Here is a 13,331-nt window from a genome sequence, read left to right as displayed (position 1 = left end):
GCGAGAGTCAAGCGTTATAGTCTCCGGACTTCCCCCAAAATGTCATGAAAATCCATAGTGACAGTTCTGACGATTTGGATTTCCATCCTTAGCCGGGCACCTCCCGTCAAGGGAGGATTCGTTTATCGTGCTGTCAAGGTGGGAAATTCGATGTAAAGTAAAAGATTAAATGATTTATATATTAGCCTTACCTGATGTGGTTTTCTCATCTTCCGTAGCTCCACTCTTTTCGATCTTAGTTCTCCTGAAGCCTGATTTTCCCCAGAGAAGTATCGCACCGATCAGAATGAGCAGGATCGCCAGCAGTCTGTTTCCACCGTAAAATGCTCCGTAAGGCATGTAACCGTTTACTTCAAGAAACAAAAACGTACCGGTCAGGAGAAATATAGTTCCCGGTATCAGCGATGCGTAGTCGTTGGGAATTACCGGAACGGCGGCATAAAACGATACTCCTACCATAGCGATGTAAAGCGGCCAGACATCGGTCAGATAGGGATGAATGATCCTGAATTCCTGCATCAAGTTAACGGCGGCGATCAATAACATCATCATACCCCAAAATACCGGTCCGCGGCGCTTCTGGTTATATCCGTTTATCAGGATGGCAGTTCCAAAAATCAGAAGTACCCACATCCCGGCGCCATGGTGCAGTAAATAACCGTACCCCAATTCATTCAGCATCCACAAGGATCCGATGATGACGAGCAGCAGTCCGAACATCCTTGAAGTTGTTTGTTTGCTTTTCATTCTTTCAGGAATCGGAAGTGACCCCGCTCTCTTCTTCGGGAAGGGCGATCAACATTATTATATAAGCAAGAATGCCAAACCCGAATGATCCTATAGTCGCTACGACCCATATTATCCTAATTATGGTAGAATCTATATTAAAGTAGTTTCCTAATCCACCGCATACACCGCTTATCTTTCTGTCCGAGATAGAGCGCGTCAACCTGATCCTGTCTATGCCCTCTTCCTCCTTCCCGCTCTTTTCACTGACAGATTTTGAAGATGTGAGGCGACTGTCAGATGGTCTGAGTAATAACCATGCCCCCAATGCGATTATCATAAGAGGTAAAATCATACGCCAGAGCCCGTGCCACATCCACATATTATGCATTCCAAAGACGCCGAAATCGGGTACCAAAAAGAAGATTCCGAGTATGATCAACAAAACTCCCCAAAAAGCTGTATTGCTTTTGCTCTTTATTTTTATGTCTGATAGTTCTGCAGCTGTTCCCTCGGGAATTATTATAAGCCCCGCGATATATATTATTATCCCGCTCCCCCCGAACAAACCCATCAGAACAAATATGAGTCTGATAAAAGTAGAATCCACCTTCAGATACTCCGAGATTCCCCCGCAGACGCCCCCGATCATCCTGTCACGCTGCGATTTATACAGCTTTTTAACGATCCCCGACTGATCGCTCACAGTCTCGTCTTTCTTTTTGTTCTTTTTCTTCCCAGCCATATTCAATTCCTTAAGATGAAATAATGCTTACTCATTAACCTGCTTAAACTACGTGAAGGTAATGAAATTGTTTCAGACAGATTCTCCCCCGACCAGGGGAACGAACCGGACCGCTCCGTGCAGCTCTTCTTCGACTCCGTTCTCATGTTTGGTAAACCGGCACAATTTCTGGTCGCCGCCGCCGACAGGTATGATCAGCCTGCCGCCAACCTTCAGCTGTTCCTTCAGTTCGGAAGGGATGACCTTCGGCGCAGCCGTCACTATTATGGCATCATACGGGGCATTCTCCTTCCATCCGTATCTTCCATCTCCAACCTTTAAATTTATATTCTCAAAGCCCATCTGCTTCAAAATCAACTTTGCCGACCGATAGAGATCCTCTCTTATCTCGATCGTATATACTTCCGAAACAATATTTGCGAGCAGCGCCGTGCAGTAACCTGAGCCTGTACCGATTTCAAGCAGCTTTGAATCCCTGTTCAATTCAGCGAGATCGATCATCAGTGAGGTTACATATGGCTGGCTCATGGTCTGCCGCGATTCTATCGGAACCGGTTCATCAAAATATGCGCGGGATCTGTATCGTTCATCTACAAATAGATGCCGGGGGACGTTCAGTAAAGCTGAATTAAGTCTCCGATTGTTTATTCCGCGCGCAATAATCTGTTTTGCTATCATCTCTTTTCTGAGAGAGCGGTAGCACTCTTCAACCGAGTGATTGTCTTCTTGTCTTGAAGGACCGCAGCGATTCATTTATTCCATCAGCGCAAGCAGGTGTTCCTTTACGCTTCTCCTGAGTGACCCGAGATTATACCCCCCTTCCAATACGGAGACGATCCTTCCCGCTGAATACTCCTCCGCCCATCCCCGAACGATGAGCGTCATCTCCCTGAATGCGTCATGAGTAAGATCGATATTCGACAGCGGATCATCTCTATGAGCGTCAAACCCCGCCGATATGAATATTATGTCCGGCTCGAATTTTCTTATCTCGGGCTCAATTCTGTTTTTGAATATATCCAGATATTCCTTGTTGCCGGCGCCTTTTTCCATGGGGAAATTGAGTGTTGAGCCGTAACCTTCTCCCTCCCCCTTTTCGTTCATCGCTCCGGTACCCGGATAGTGGGGGAACTGATGCAGACTTGCGTACAGTACGTTCGGATCGCTCTGAAAAATATGCTGGGAACCGTTGCCGTGATGAACGTCCCAATCGATTATTGCAGCTCTCACAAGCTCATATTTCCGGGCGTGCATGACGCCTATCGCCACGTTATTAAAAAAACAGAATCCCATCGAGCGGTCTCGTTCGGCATGATGCCCCGGAGGACGTACCGCACAAAAGGCGTTAGATATCTTTTCTTCCGTTATCATGTCAACGGCGGTGGCAACGCCTCCGGCAGCCAGCAATGCAACGTCATAAGTTTTTTCGTTAATAGCACAATCAAGAGAATCCACATAAGTTTTTCCTGTCTCACATGCTTTTTTGACCCGTGCGATATATTCATCGGTATGTACCGAACCCAAAAGTTCCTGAGAGACTATCTCAGGTTCGAAATGAGTCAGTTTATCCCAGAGACCTTCATGTTTCAGATGCGATATCATTGTAACAAGCCTGTCAGGTCTCTCAGGATGGGAATCACCTGTCAGATGTTCAAGATATTTATCAGAATATATGAATCCTGTATCGGAAAACGTTACGTCAAACGTCTTGCGTTCCGGCTCACTTTTATTATCCATTGAAGACATCTTCGATTGATTTTGTGAGATTATCAAAATTCATATCTGCTACCGAGATGAGCTTACAAATTTCTTCGGCATTCAGTTTCTGTCCGTATTTCCAGAGTTCGCGAAGCTTATCCCCGCTTTCCGGATTCAGGAACCAGTCGTCGCCGCACTCTTCTGTCAGATACATGTTTATGAGAGATTGGAGCATCCACGCCCGCAGGTATCGTGCACAATAGAACTCTCCGTCAACATCGTTCAGATAATTCAGTGGTTGATAGGCGATCTTGGTTGCCTCCGTGAGCATGGAGGCATAGGCGTCCGGCATATCCGATAACAATGAGCCTCCGTGGAGTTCCCTCTCATAGATAAATTTTGCGGAATAGCGTCTGAGCATATATAAATCCAATAAATTGGACATGATCAGGTAGTTATGCTGATCTTCCATACCCGCCACTTTCTTGAGCCATTTAGTGTTCAGAGTCAAATGATCAAATAGCATCGCAAAACCTTCCGTTACCGAGTTATCGCCGAGATACCTGTGTTCCATCGGCATTGAAGGGTCCACATGTGCGTAGTGCATTGCATGTCCCAGTTCATGGAGAAACGACTGATAATCCAAAAGTCCGCCCTGCGGCATTATTACGAGCATTATTTTATCGGGAACCGATATCGGGGCGCAAAACGCTCTCGGAGATTTGGCGGGCCGGTTTTCTGTGTCTATTTTAATATTGCCGCCCGCTTCCATGTCGAGGTTCATCGACGAGATGCATTTCCGAACCTTCTCAAGCAGTTCGTTCGCCGGAAAGAATTCGTCATATTCGTTCATCCGGAAAAGATATAAAGAGTCATAAGTCTGAGCCTTTTCGAGATCGAGGTTCAAATATTTCTTAAAAGCCCATGAAGAAACGTCCACGAACATTTCTTCCGTTGTGCTCAAGAGCTTTTCGCAGGAAACATGAAAGGCATCAAGATCAATTCCGGACGTGTCGCTTATCATGCTTGAATAGTTTTCGTAACCGAATTCAGCGGCAACATTATGCACGGATTCAATAGACTCGACCCTGAGAGGATTATCTCTCTCAACTATCTTATCGACCTCCTCCTGAATTATCTTGCGCTTTTCGCGGTCAGGGCTGTTCTTTATCAAGACCGTAGCTCGCCTGTAAGGGACTTTTTCGCTTGCTATAGTTATGGTGGATGAGGCTTCCAAGGAAAGGAGCTTATCACTTATTTTGCGCGTTATGTACCCCTGATAAAGGGAAAAGAGAAATTCCAAGAGCTGTGCTTGCCTCCTGTCGAAGGTTTCGCCTGATTTCAGGCTGAGCAGATTATCTATGAGCTCCTTCGAAGAGAGATCTTTGTACTTTTCATAGATATCCGAAAGATTGCTTTCTTCCTTGAGTCCTGACGAAGAGAGGTAGTACTCCTCAGCTATTTCGTTGAAAAACGACTCGGCACGATTGGAGACTTTATCTATCTCCATCCCCCGTCTATTCCTTTATGTAACTTGCTACTGCCCTATCAACAGATTCATACGTCTTGAATATCGTTATCAATTGGGTGATCATTAAAAGACTTTTGACTTTCTCAGTGACATTCGCAATTCTCAAATCCCCATCAGCGTTCCGCATCGAAGTCAGAGAACCCATCAGGGCTCCGAGACCTGAACTGTTCATCCATTTAACCTTTGCTAAATCGACTACAACCTTCGTTAATTTATCGTTTAGAAGTCCCTTTACGTGTGTTTGAAGCTCCTGTGTTTCAGGGCCGCCCATCATTTTACCCGAAAGGGATAGAATCGCGACATCTCCTTCGATCTTCTCCTTAATGTGCATCAAAGTCCTCCAAGTTGACGTTAATTATCTGATATAACAGGGAATTCATATTACGGCTCGTCGAGAAAACTTACAAGATAAAATCAATTAGGGAAAGTATTATCTTCACCTCTTGCATTTCGGTCTTTGCGGCTTTATTATTTAGCGTTATGGGAGAAAAAGTCGTCGCTACCAACAAGAAGGCGCGTTTTGATTATCATATATCCGATACTATTGAAGCTGGGATTGCCCTTATGGGCACTGAGGTCAAATCGCTTCGCGACGGTAGAGTGAACCTTAAAGATTCTTATGCCACGATTGAAGCTGAAGAAATTTTTTTGATAGGCGTCCATATAAGTCCGTACTCTCACGGTACTACTAAACCTCACGATCCGGAAAGAAAACGGAAGCTTCTGCTCCACAAAAGTGAAATAAGGAAACTAAAAAGAAAAGTGGATCAGAAGGGAATTACAATCATTCCGCTAAAAATTTATTTCAAGAACGGCAAAGCGAAGGTGCTCATAGGATCTGCAAAAGGTAAAGCCAAGTATGACAAAAGAAGAGCTATCGCCGATCGGGAAGCCAAAAGAGAGATCGCCCGTTCCTCAAAAAACAGGATCTGATTAGAAGATATTGAATTAATGGAAAAAGATTTTCAACATCAAAAAGAAATAATCGAGAGGGGCGCCGAAGAAATACTTCCTATCAAGGATTTTGACTCACTCTTAAAAATGAGCCTCAAGGAAAATAAACCGCTCAGGGTCAAACAGGGATTCGACCCTACAGCGCCGGACATTCACCTCGGTCATACGGTTTGCCTCAGGAAGTTGAAACAGTTTCAGGAATTGGGACATCAGGTTGTCCTTATTATAGGTGATTATACCGGAATGGTAGGAGACCCATCGGATAAAAGCGAAACGAGACCGAGGCTGACTCACGAGGAAGTTATGGCTAACGCGAAAACCTACGAAGAACAGTTTTTCAAAGTGTTGGACCGCGAGAAAACCGAGGTGCACTATAACGGTAAATGGTTTAAGGAGTTTGAATTTTCTGAAATGATGAATCTCGCATCAAAATTTACTGTGGCGCGTATGCTCGAGCGGGATGACTTCAGTAAGCGCTACAAGAATGAAAAGGCGATCAGCATACACGAGTTCTTCTATCCGTTGATGCAGGGATACGATTCCGTAGTAATAAAAGCCGACGTTGAAATAGGCGCAACGGAACAAAAATTCAATCTTCTGATAGCAAGGAAGATACAGGAAGAATACGGCGTAAAGCCTCAGTGTATCCTGACGATGCCGGTACTGCCCGGCACGGACGGCACTATCAGAATGAGCAAATCCGCGGGTAATTACATCGGGATCGATGAACCGCCAAAGGAGATTTACGGAAAGACGATGTCAATCCCGGACGATCTGATCTACTCCTATTTTGAACTCGTTACAGACGCCAGCCTCGAAGACCTTTCGCTAATAAAAGAGCAGTTAAATTCCTCAGATACAAACCCTATGGATCTTAAAAAGAGACTTGCGAGGGAAATCGTCACCCTTTATCACGGAAGTGAAGCGGGCAAATCCGCCGAAGCGGAGTTCAGTGATATCTTCAGTAAGAGGAATATTCCCGACGATATTCCCGAAGTCAGAGTAAGTTCGGGAGTATCAGTCGTCGATATCATGTCCGATAATAATATTACCACGTCAAAGAGTGAAGCCCGTCGGCTTATCTCTCAGGGAGCGGTACGTATAAACAACGAAAAGCTGACAGACATAGATTATGCCGTGAACAGAGGTAAGGAGCTGATACTCAAAGCCGGTAAAAGAAGATTCCTGAAGATCATAGTCGATTGACCCCCTAACCTGTTTAACCGCATATAACGGAGTAATAATAACTCAATGAAATCAAAATCTCTTTTATTCTTAATCCTGAGCCTTCCTCTTCTATCGGCGGCAAGTATAAATTCTCGATCGTCTGTAAAACCGAAATCAATTATCCTTTTTATCGGTGACGGGATGGGAGTCGCTCAGGTTACGGCTGCCGTCATGAACGGCGTCGGAGACAATTTTCTGCGCTTCCCTCGCGGCGGGCTCGTGCTGACACGTTCATCCGATTCATGGATAACCGACTCCGCTTCGAGCGCTACGGCAATGGCTGCGGGGAAGAGAACATATAACAGGGCTATCGGTGTGGATGATAACAAAACGCCGTTAAAAAGCGTGTTCGAATATGCCGAAGAAAAGGGTATGTCCACAGGACTCGTCGCCACATCGAGCGTTACACACGCAACGCCGGCTTCGTTTGCGACTCACGTCGATTCAAGATATAAAGAACTTGAAATCGCCAGACAACTATCGGAATCTCAGGTGGACGTTATAATCGGAGGCGGAATGAAATATTTCCTCCCCGAATCTGAAGACGGCGAACGAAAGGACGACAGGAACCTTCTAATGGAGATGAAGGATCGCGGTTTCAGAGTTATTACCGATATGAATGATCTGGTCTCACTCGACATCGAGAAGGTCGACAAGCTTATCGCTCTCTTGATGTTCGAGGAGATAGACAAAGAAAAACACCCGGAACAGAACTTAGCGGATATGACAGAAGCGGCGATCAAACTGCTGAAAAAGAACGATAACGGTTTCTTTCTGATGGTGGAGGGTTCTCAAATCGACTGGGAAGCGCATGACAACGAGTATGATAAAATGCTCTTCCAGCTGAGTGATTTCAACGACGCACTCGGAGTTGCTCTCGATTATGCGAGTATAATCGACGATCTTTTGATCGTTGTCACCGCCGATCACGAAACCGGAGGTCTCACACTCCTCGAAGGCGAAAGGCGAAACTCCGGATTTAAACCCGAATGGTCAACTCACGGGCACACCGGTGATTTAGTTCCCATTCTGGCTGTCGGTCCCGGATCAGACCGGTTCGGCGGAATACTCAACATTGATGAAATCGGCAGGATTTTTATAAGCCTTATTGAAAGCCGGGAATAATTTCTAAAATCCGCTTCAATTCTCATTATCACACTGACAAAACTATATGGTAAGCCGGATTACTGCATTTCTATAGAGAAACAGGCATATTCAGGGCGTGATTGAAAAGATAGAGAGTGAATTAAACGAAAAAAATAGAGCAAATAACGGTTGAAAACGGAGGGTAATTTTATTACCTTTACCGATCTAAACACGCCGGTAAGACGGCTTTAAGGATTCAGTGAGAACCGGCGATAATAAGAAGTAAGGACGATTGAAGGATGTTGCATATATAGTATTTGTTAATTAGTATATACAACATATAGATGAAAATAAGAGATAGTAGATAAATTTGTTTTAAGGAGGCAGTGTTTATGGCAATCCATTTTACAGACGAAAACTTCCAGGAGGAAGTTCTAAGCTCCGAAATTCCCGTACTCGTTGATTTCTGGGGAGAGGGATGCGGACCTTGTGTCGCTATGGCTCCCGTACTCGAAGAGCTTGCCAATGAATATAAAGATACGATTAAAATCGGAAAGGTTGACGTTTATGCAAATCCGAACGTCTCATCGCGCTACTCTATAAGAAGTATTCCGAGTTTTCTGCTCTTCAAGGACGGCGAAGTACAGGAAACGGTCATAGGCGCAAGACCCAAGGACTACATGAAGGAAAGACTGAATTCGGTTTTATAACTGATTATTAGTTAGAAGTTTCTTACCTTTTAAGGCTCACCGTTTGGTGGGCCTTAACTGTTTTAATTATGAACTATGAATGATTTACACGCAGAAAAGAATGATCTAAGGAAGCTGTTCGCCGAAAATCGCACAAGGATGGACCGGCAAACTCTCGAGCTGAAAAGCAGCGAAATATTGGAACATTTCTTCGCACTCGAGCAATACAAAAACTCCAATTCTATTCACAGTTTCATCGGCAATTTACCGGGAGAAGTTCTTACTCATGAGCTGATAAACCGGTCGCTTTCAGAGGGGAAGAGGATCATAGTGCCTATTTATAAGGGAAATGATGCGGCTCCCTCCCACACCGAATTGCATGATCTTGATGATCTCGAACAAACGGCATTCGGACTTTTAGAACCGGCTGAGAATAAAATAACGGATGCAAAAGCAGGTGACGCAGAGCTTATCGTAGTCCCCTGTCTTGCCGTTGACAGGAACGGAAACAGACTTGGAATGGGCAGCGGGTTCTATGATAAATTCCTATCGACAGTCGATGCCGTCAAAGTAGCGCTCACCTTCGATTTTCAATTCATAGACGAGCTTCCTTCAGTGGAACACGACTTTAAGATCGACATAGTAGTAACAGAGTCCGGTATTACGAAAATACAAAAATGAGCAGGCAGCAACGCCAGAGAGCGGAGAAGATCGCACTGCTATTAGAAGAGACTTACGGAGTTCCGAAAGTCGATCGAAAGGTCAACGTTCTTGATGAGCTCATACTCACGCTCCTCTCCCATAACACCAACGACGTGAACAGAGACAAGGGATACGCGGAGCTGAGAAGGCGGTATCCGACATGGGAAAAAGTACAATCGACACCAAGAGAAAAAATAGAAAACGCAATTCGAGTCGCGGGACTCGCTCCCGCCAAGTCAGGATATATCAAGGAAACGCTGAACTTCATCACCGAAAACTGGGGAAGCCTCGATATCGATTGGATATGCGACAAGGACCCCGATTGGGTTGAAAGTACGTTCACTCAGGTCAGGGGAATCGGGATCAAGACTATAAACGTCGTTCTCTCCTTTGCCTGCGAGGCGGACAGGTTCCCGGTCGATACGCACATCAACAGAATTTGCGCACGGCTCGGATTCGTTCCCGAAGGGACTCCCCCGGAAAAAACATATAAACTGATGTCGGAAATCTTCCCGAAGGGAAAAGGTTTTTCGTTCCACATAAACATTATCACTCACGGCAGGCAGACGTGCAAAGCGAGGAAGCCGTTATGCGACCGGTGCAACTTGAAAAGGTTTTGCCGTTATTACAAAAATTTGTCTGTGAGATAATTGTGTCGTTATGATTACGCAGCGGTCAGGGCTTATTCCGACGGTCACCAAGGACTCACCGAAGGGCGTGAACGCCCTGGGAATAATAATTATTGATCATATTACCCAGCCATAAATGGCTGGGCTAATTAAAAGAAAACCACCCCTTGTGTTCCCCTCCTTGGTAAGGAGGGGAGAAAAATTCCCCTCTTGAGAGGGGATTTTAATCCCATCTTTGATGGGATAGACCCCCTCCTTTCTCCTGTCCGACTTCTTGCCAGGCAGCAAGGAGGGGGCAGGGGGTGGTTTTTCAATAAGAACATTCTTGAAAATAACGTTTGAAACAGTATATTATAAGAGCCTGAACAATGAACAAGAAAGAAATATGACATGGAAATAGATTCTCCCGACGTAGCTGCGATAAAAACCGAGCTGTACAAAAGGAAATCCCCCGTACTCACTGAAATCGACATTGACGTAAACGCCGAGCTGATACGGGATATCCTTGCGCTCAAAAAAAAGCATAACGTGCTAATGCTCGGTCATAACTATATGGAGCCGTTGGTGTTCGGATTATCCGATGAAGAGGAGCAGGGCGATTCGCTCGGATTGAGTCAGACAGCCGCGAAAACGGACTCCCCCTACATCATTTTTAACGGAGTGCCGTTTATGGCGGAGACAGCGAAAATGCTCAGCATGGAGAAAAGAGTATTTGTCGCTGACAAAAGTGCGGGATGCTCCCTCGCCGATAACTTTTCTGCTGAAGACGTCAAATTGCTCAGGGAGAAATATCCGGGAATTCCGGTGATGACGTACATCAATACTTATGCCGACGTCAAAGCCGAGTGCGATGTCTGCTGTACTTCAGCCAATGCCGAAACTATCGCCATGAACATGCCGGGAGACAGCATTATCTTCGTCCCTGACATATACTTTGCTCAAAACCTCGCAAAGGAGATCGGCGACAAAAAGAACGTCATATACCCCAACGGAAACGGCGTTAGGGGTTCAATTTGCGAAGTGCATGAGATGTTCACGCTCGATGATATCAACACTGTCAGAAAATCTTTCGATATACAAAATGATGACGAAAGCAGCATGATCTACGTACACTGGGAGTGCAAACCGGAAGTCCTCGCAGAGGCGGACTTTTTCGGGAGTACGACACAGATCAGAAAGGACATAGCCGCGAGAGTTGAAGCAGGAACGCTGAAAAAAGCGTTCATCGCTTCGGAGTGCGAACTGACTTCCAATCTCATGCAGGAGTTTCCCACAGTTAACTTCTGGACTGCCTGTTACGTCCGGTGTCAGCACATGGCGAAAGTAACTCTAAAGGGCATCTATGACGTCCTTTTAGCGCTCGACAGAGATGAAGATATGTCGGAATACGAGGTTCTTCTCGATGAAGATGTCGCAAAACGGGCAAACATTTCTATACGCAAAATGATGGAAATAACAGAAAGTGTTTCGAGCGGCTGACCTATAACGAGTATTGATGTCAATAACGTTTGACAGCGATGAAGAAGTATTTGCGGCACTCTCCTGGATAATTATGTGCGCTGATGGAAAAGGTACGCCCGAAGAAAGGGATTTTCTTTACAACAAGCTGCACGAAATGGATATTTTCCGGGAATACGATCCGATACAATTTTCTCAACGAATGGGAGCTGTGAATACCAAAATTTTCGATTGCCTCCAAAACGACGGGACTTCCTTTACACACGAAGGAATAGATGATTTCGTGCAATCTGCAAAGAACGTGATCAGTCCGGATCTATATTCTGACTTATTTAATTTGGCAGTCAAGATTGCGTATTTAGACGGTTTAAATGAGAAGGAAAGAAAAGTGATAGACCAACTTCAGACCGGATTTGGTATTGACGCGAAAACAGCTGAAGAGACTTTTAAGTTATATCAGTAGTTCTCCTGTTACCGTCTACGAATATTATTTGCACTTTCTCCGTTATACCTATATATTTCCTCGATATAATACGGAATTAAAATTAAGATAAATTCAGAGTGACCGAAAAAACACCAAAACGTAAACTCGTTGCCATCATGTTCACCGACATGGTCGGTTATACATCTCTCATGCAGGAAGATGAAGAACAGGCTCGCACACTTGTTCAAAGACAACGAAACCTCCTGACACCCATCGTCGAAAAGCACGACGGAACTATCCTGCAATACGTTGGCGACGGCACATTTTGTATGTTCAACAGCGCCATAGAAGCAGTCAATGCGGCGACTGAAATTCAGCGGTCACTCACATCGGATAAGGACATTAACCTTCGCATCGGGATTCATATAGGCGACGTAGTTAAGGATGGGGACGAGATTTACGGAGACGGCGTAAACGTCGCATCCCGGTTAGAACCGCTTGCTCCTCCCGGAGGAGTCTGCATCACGGGAGAAGTAGCATCGAGCGTTCGTAATCAGGCGGGAATCACGTTTGAATCAATCGGAGAACAGTATCTTAAAAACGTTGACCATCCGTTAGAGGTATTTGCGCTCACAGGCAAGGGTCTTGTGGTACCCGAAACTAAAGATATCCAATCATCCTCCGCCCCCTCCCCGACCGCGGGAACTACCGGACAGGAAGTTCCTAAATCAAAAAGGAGTCTCTTTTCAGCTGTCGGAGCTGTTGCTGCCGTCGCGCTCATCTGGTTTATCTTTCAAGTATTTGACGATTCCGGAGTGAAAGAGTTAACGGCAGATGAAAATTCCCTCGCCGTACTCGTAATAGAAAACCTGACAGACCCGGACGATTCTCAGAAACTTGCCGAGATGGTTAAAGAGCTTCTGATCACCGACCTTTCTCAATCAAAGACACTGCGTGTGGTGGGAAGCCAGAGGCTTTACGATATTGCGAAGAAAATCGGCAGCACGGGGAAAACACTGATAAACCGGGATAACGCCAGCCGGATCGCAAAAGAAGCGCGCGCTCAATGGATGCTTACAGGCAGGCTGACACTACTCGGCGATAAGATAATTCTGACCACACAGATCGAAAACGTCAAAGACGGCAAGGTCCTCGACGCTCAAAGGGCTGACGGAACTGAAATTTTCGACGTCATTGATAAATTGAGTCATGAAATCCGCAGCGATCTCGGCGTATTTGCGGCTAAGGAAGAAGTAAATGAAGATGTGGGAGAAATGACGACGACGTCGCCCGAAGCGTATAAGCTCTATGTTGAAGGTCTGGCTGCTTACCGTGAAAACAATTTCGGAGAATCGGAACTATTTTTAACCCGCGCTGTCGAAATTGACTCAACTTTTTCTCAGGCCCTGCTCTACCTTGCTATGTCTCAGGGGTGGACCGAACCTCCACCCTATCCTAAGGC

The 13,331-nt window shown here is 45.5% G+C and carries 15 protein-coding genes and 1 pseudogene; 9 read left to right on the top strand and 7 right to left on the bottom strand.

The window, feature by feature from the left end:
- Window positions 1-174 precede the first annotated feature (174 nt).
- The 7 genes and pseudogenes from IID12_01425 to IID12_01395 all read right to left on the bottom strand — a co-directional run bounded on the left by IID12_01425 (window position 175) and on the right by IID12_01395 (window position 5,031).
- The gene (locus IID12_01425; GenBank protein ID MCH8287752.1) at window positions 175-747 is read right to left on the bottom strand and encodes a hypothetical protein; all 573 of its coding nucleotides are present in this window, start codon (window positions 745-747) and stop codon (window positions 175-177) included.
- 4 nt (window positions 748-751) lie between these two features.
- Window positions 752-1,066: a PspC domain-containing protein gene (locus IID12_01420; GenBank protein MCH8287751.1), complete on the bottom strand. Its 315-nt coding sequence runs from the start codon at window positions 1,064-1,066 to the stop codon at window positions 752-754.
- Between the two features lie 171 nt (window positions 1,067-1,237).
- A pseudogene (locus IID12_01415) lies at window positions 1,238-1,471 on the bottom strand (PspC domain-containing protein).
- Window positions 1,472-1,543: 72 nt separating this feature from the next.
- Complete coding sequence (locus IID12_01410; protein MCH8287750.1) at window positions 1,544-2,224, bottom strand: protein-L-isoaspartate(D-aspartate) O-methyltransferase; 681 nt, start codon at window positions 2,222-2,224, stop codon at window positions 1,544-1,546.
- Window positions 2,225-3,208 (bottom strand): histone deacetylase, encoded by a 984-nt coding sequence (locus tag IID12_01405; GenBank protein MCH8287749.1) that lies wholly within the window; start codon window positions 3,206-3,208, stop codon window positions 2,225-2,227.
- The gene (locus tag IID12_01400; protein MCH8287748.1) at window positions 3,201-4,679 is read right to left on the bottom strand and encodes a hypothetical protein; all 1,479 of its coding nucleotides are present in this window, start codon (window positions 4,677-4,679) and stop codon (window positions 3,201-3,203) included. Before IID12_01400 ends, IID12_01405 begins: the two co-directional genes overlap by 8 nt.
- A 7-nt stretch (window positions 4,680-4,686) precedes the next feature.
- Window positions 4,687-5,031: an STAS domain-containing protein gene (locus tag IID12_01395; GenBank protein ID MCH8287747.1), complete on the bottom strand. Its 345-nt coding sequence runs from the start codon at window positions 5,029-5,031 to the stop codon at window positions 4,687-4,689.
- Between the two features lie 149 nt (window positions 5,032-5,180).
- Between IID12_01395 and smpB the strand changes: the two genes are divergently transcribed.
- From smpB to IID12_01350, 9 genes are all read left to right on the top strand, one after another.
- Window positions 5,181-5,633, top strand: coding sequence for an SsrA-binding protein SmpB (gene smpB, locus IID12_01390; protein MCH8287746.1), 453 nt, complete (start codon window positions 5,181-5,183; stop codon window positions 5,631-5,633).
- A gap of 18 nt (window positions 5,634-5,651) precedes the next feature.
- Window positions 5,652-6,860 (top strand): tyrosine--tRNA ligase, encoded by a 1,209-nt coding sequence (locus IID12_01385; GenBank protein ID MCH8287745.1) that lies wholly within the window; start codon window positions 5,652-5,654, stop codon window positions 6,858-6,860.
- 45 nt (window positions 6,861-6,905) lie between these two features.
- A complete protein-coding gene (locus tag IID12_01380) occupies window positions 6,906-8,006 on the top strand; it encodes an alkaline phosphatase (GenBank protein MCH8287744.1) in 1,101 nt (366 codons plus the stop codon).
- A gap of 353 nt (window positions 8,007-8,359) precedes the next feature.
- A complete protein-coding gene (trxA, locus tag IID12_01375) occupies window positions 8,360-8,677 on the top strand; it encodes a thioredoxin (GenBank protein MCH8287743.1) in 318 nt (105 codons plus the stop codon).
- Window positions 8,678-8,752: 75 nt separating this feature from the next.
- Window positions 8,753-9,337 carry a 5-formyltetrahydrofolate cyclo-ligase gene (locus IID12_01370; protein ID MCH8287742.1) on the top strand — a complete coding sequence of 195 codons (585 nt, stop codon included), beginning with the start codon at window positions 8,753-8,755 and terminating at the stop codon, window positions 9,335-9,337.
- Window positions 9,334-10,008 carry an endonuclease III gene (locus IID12_01365; GenBank protein MCH8287741.1) on the top strand — a complete coding sequence of 225 codons (675 nt, stop codon included), beginning with the start codon at window positions 9,334-9,336 and terminating at the stop codon, window positions 10,006-10,008. The genes IID12_01370 and IID12_01365 overlap by 4 nt, the downstream gene beginning before the upstream one ends.
- Before the next feature lie 369 nt (window positions 10,009-10,377).
- Entirely contained in the window at window positions 10,378-11,466 is a 1,089-nt protein-coding gene (locus IID12_01360; GenBank protein ID MCH8287740.1) for a quinolinate synthase NadA, read from the top strand.
- Window positions 11,467-11,482: 16 nt separating this feature from the next.
- Window positions 11,483-11,908, top strand: coding sequence for a tellurite resistance TerB family protein (locus IID12_01355; protein MCH8287739.1), 426 nt, complete (start codon window positions 11,483-11,485; stop codon window positions 11,906-11,908).
- 98 nt (window positions 11,909-12,006) lie between these two features.
- On the top strand, window positions 12,007-13,331 hold a 1,325-nt coding region (locus IID12_01350; protein MCH8287738.1), incomplete at its 3' end, for a hypothetical protein.

The sequence above is a fragment of the Candidatus Neomarinimicrobiota bacterium genome (assembly GCA_022567655.1).
Lineage (GTDB): Bacteria > Fidelibacterota > SORT01 > SORT01 > SORT01 > JADFGO01.
Note: the sequence above shows the minus strand (reverse complement) of the source record. Positions and strands in the feature narration are given on the sequence as shown.

What these genes read in the sequence shown, in the direction of transcription:
- IID12_01425 (MCH8287752.1), bottom strand. Translation starts at nt 747, where the DNA reads ATGAAAAGCAAACAAACAACTTCAAGGATGTTCGGACTGCTGCTCGTC.
- IID12_01420 (MCH8287751.1), bottom strand. Translation starts at nt 1,066, where the DNA reads ATGATAATCGCATTGGGGGCATGGTTATTACTCAGACCATCTGACAGT.
- IID12_01410 (MCH8287750.1), bottom strand. Translation starts at nt 2,224, where the DNA reads ATGAATCGCTGCGGTCCTTCAAGACAAGAAGACAATCACTCGGTTGAA.
- IID12_01405 (MCH8287749.1), bottom strand. Translation starts at nt 3,208, where the DNA reads ATGGATAATAAAAGTGAGCCGGAACGCAAGACGTTTGACGTAACGTTT.
- IID12_01400 (MCH8287748.1), bottom strand. Translation starts at nt 4,679, where the DNA reads ATGGAGATAGATAAAGTCTCCAATCGTGCCGAGTCGTTTTTCAACGAA.
- IID12_01395 (MCH8287747.1), bottom strand. Translation starts at nt 5,031, where the DNA reads ATGCACATTAAGGAGAAGATCGAAGGAGATGTCGCGATTCTATCCCTT.
- smpB (MCH8287746.1), top strand. Translation starts at nt 5,181, where the DNA reads ATGGGAGAAAAAGTCGTCGCTACCAACAAGAAGGCGCGTTTTGATTAT.
- IID12_01385 (MCH8287745.1), top strand. Translation starts at nt 5,652, where the DNA reads ATGGAAAAAGATTTTCAACATCAAAAAGAAATAATCGAGAGGGGCGCC.
- IID12_01380 (MCH8287744.1), top strand. Translation starts at nt 6,906, where the DNA reads ATGAAATCAAAATCTCTTTTATTCTTAATCCTGAGCCTTCCTCTTCTA.
- trxA (MCH8287743.1), top strand. Translation starts at nt 8,360, where the DNA reads ATGGCAATCCATTTTACAGACGAAAACTTCCAGGAGGAAGTTCTAAGC.
- IID12_01370 (MCH8287742.1), top strand. Translation starts at nt 8,753, where the DNA reads ATGAATGATTTACACGCAGAAAAGAATGATCTAAGGAAGCTGTTCGCC.
- IID12_01365 (MCH8287741.1), top strand. Translation starts at nt 9,334, where the DNA reads ATGAGCAGGCAGCAACGCCAGAGAGCGGAGAAGATCGCACTGCTATTA.
- IID12_01360 (MCH8287740.1), top strand. Translation starts at nt 10,378, where the DNA reads ATGGAAATAGATTCTCCCGACGTAGCTGCGATAAAAACCGAGCTGTAC.
- IID12_01355 (MCH8287739.1), top strand. Translation starts at nt 11,483, where the DNA reads ATGTCAATAACGTTTGACAGCGATGAAGAAGTATTTGCGGCACTCTCC.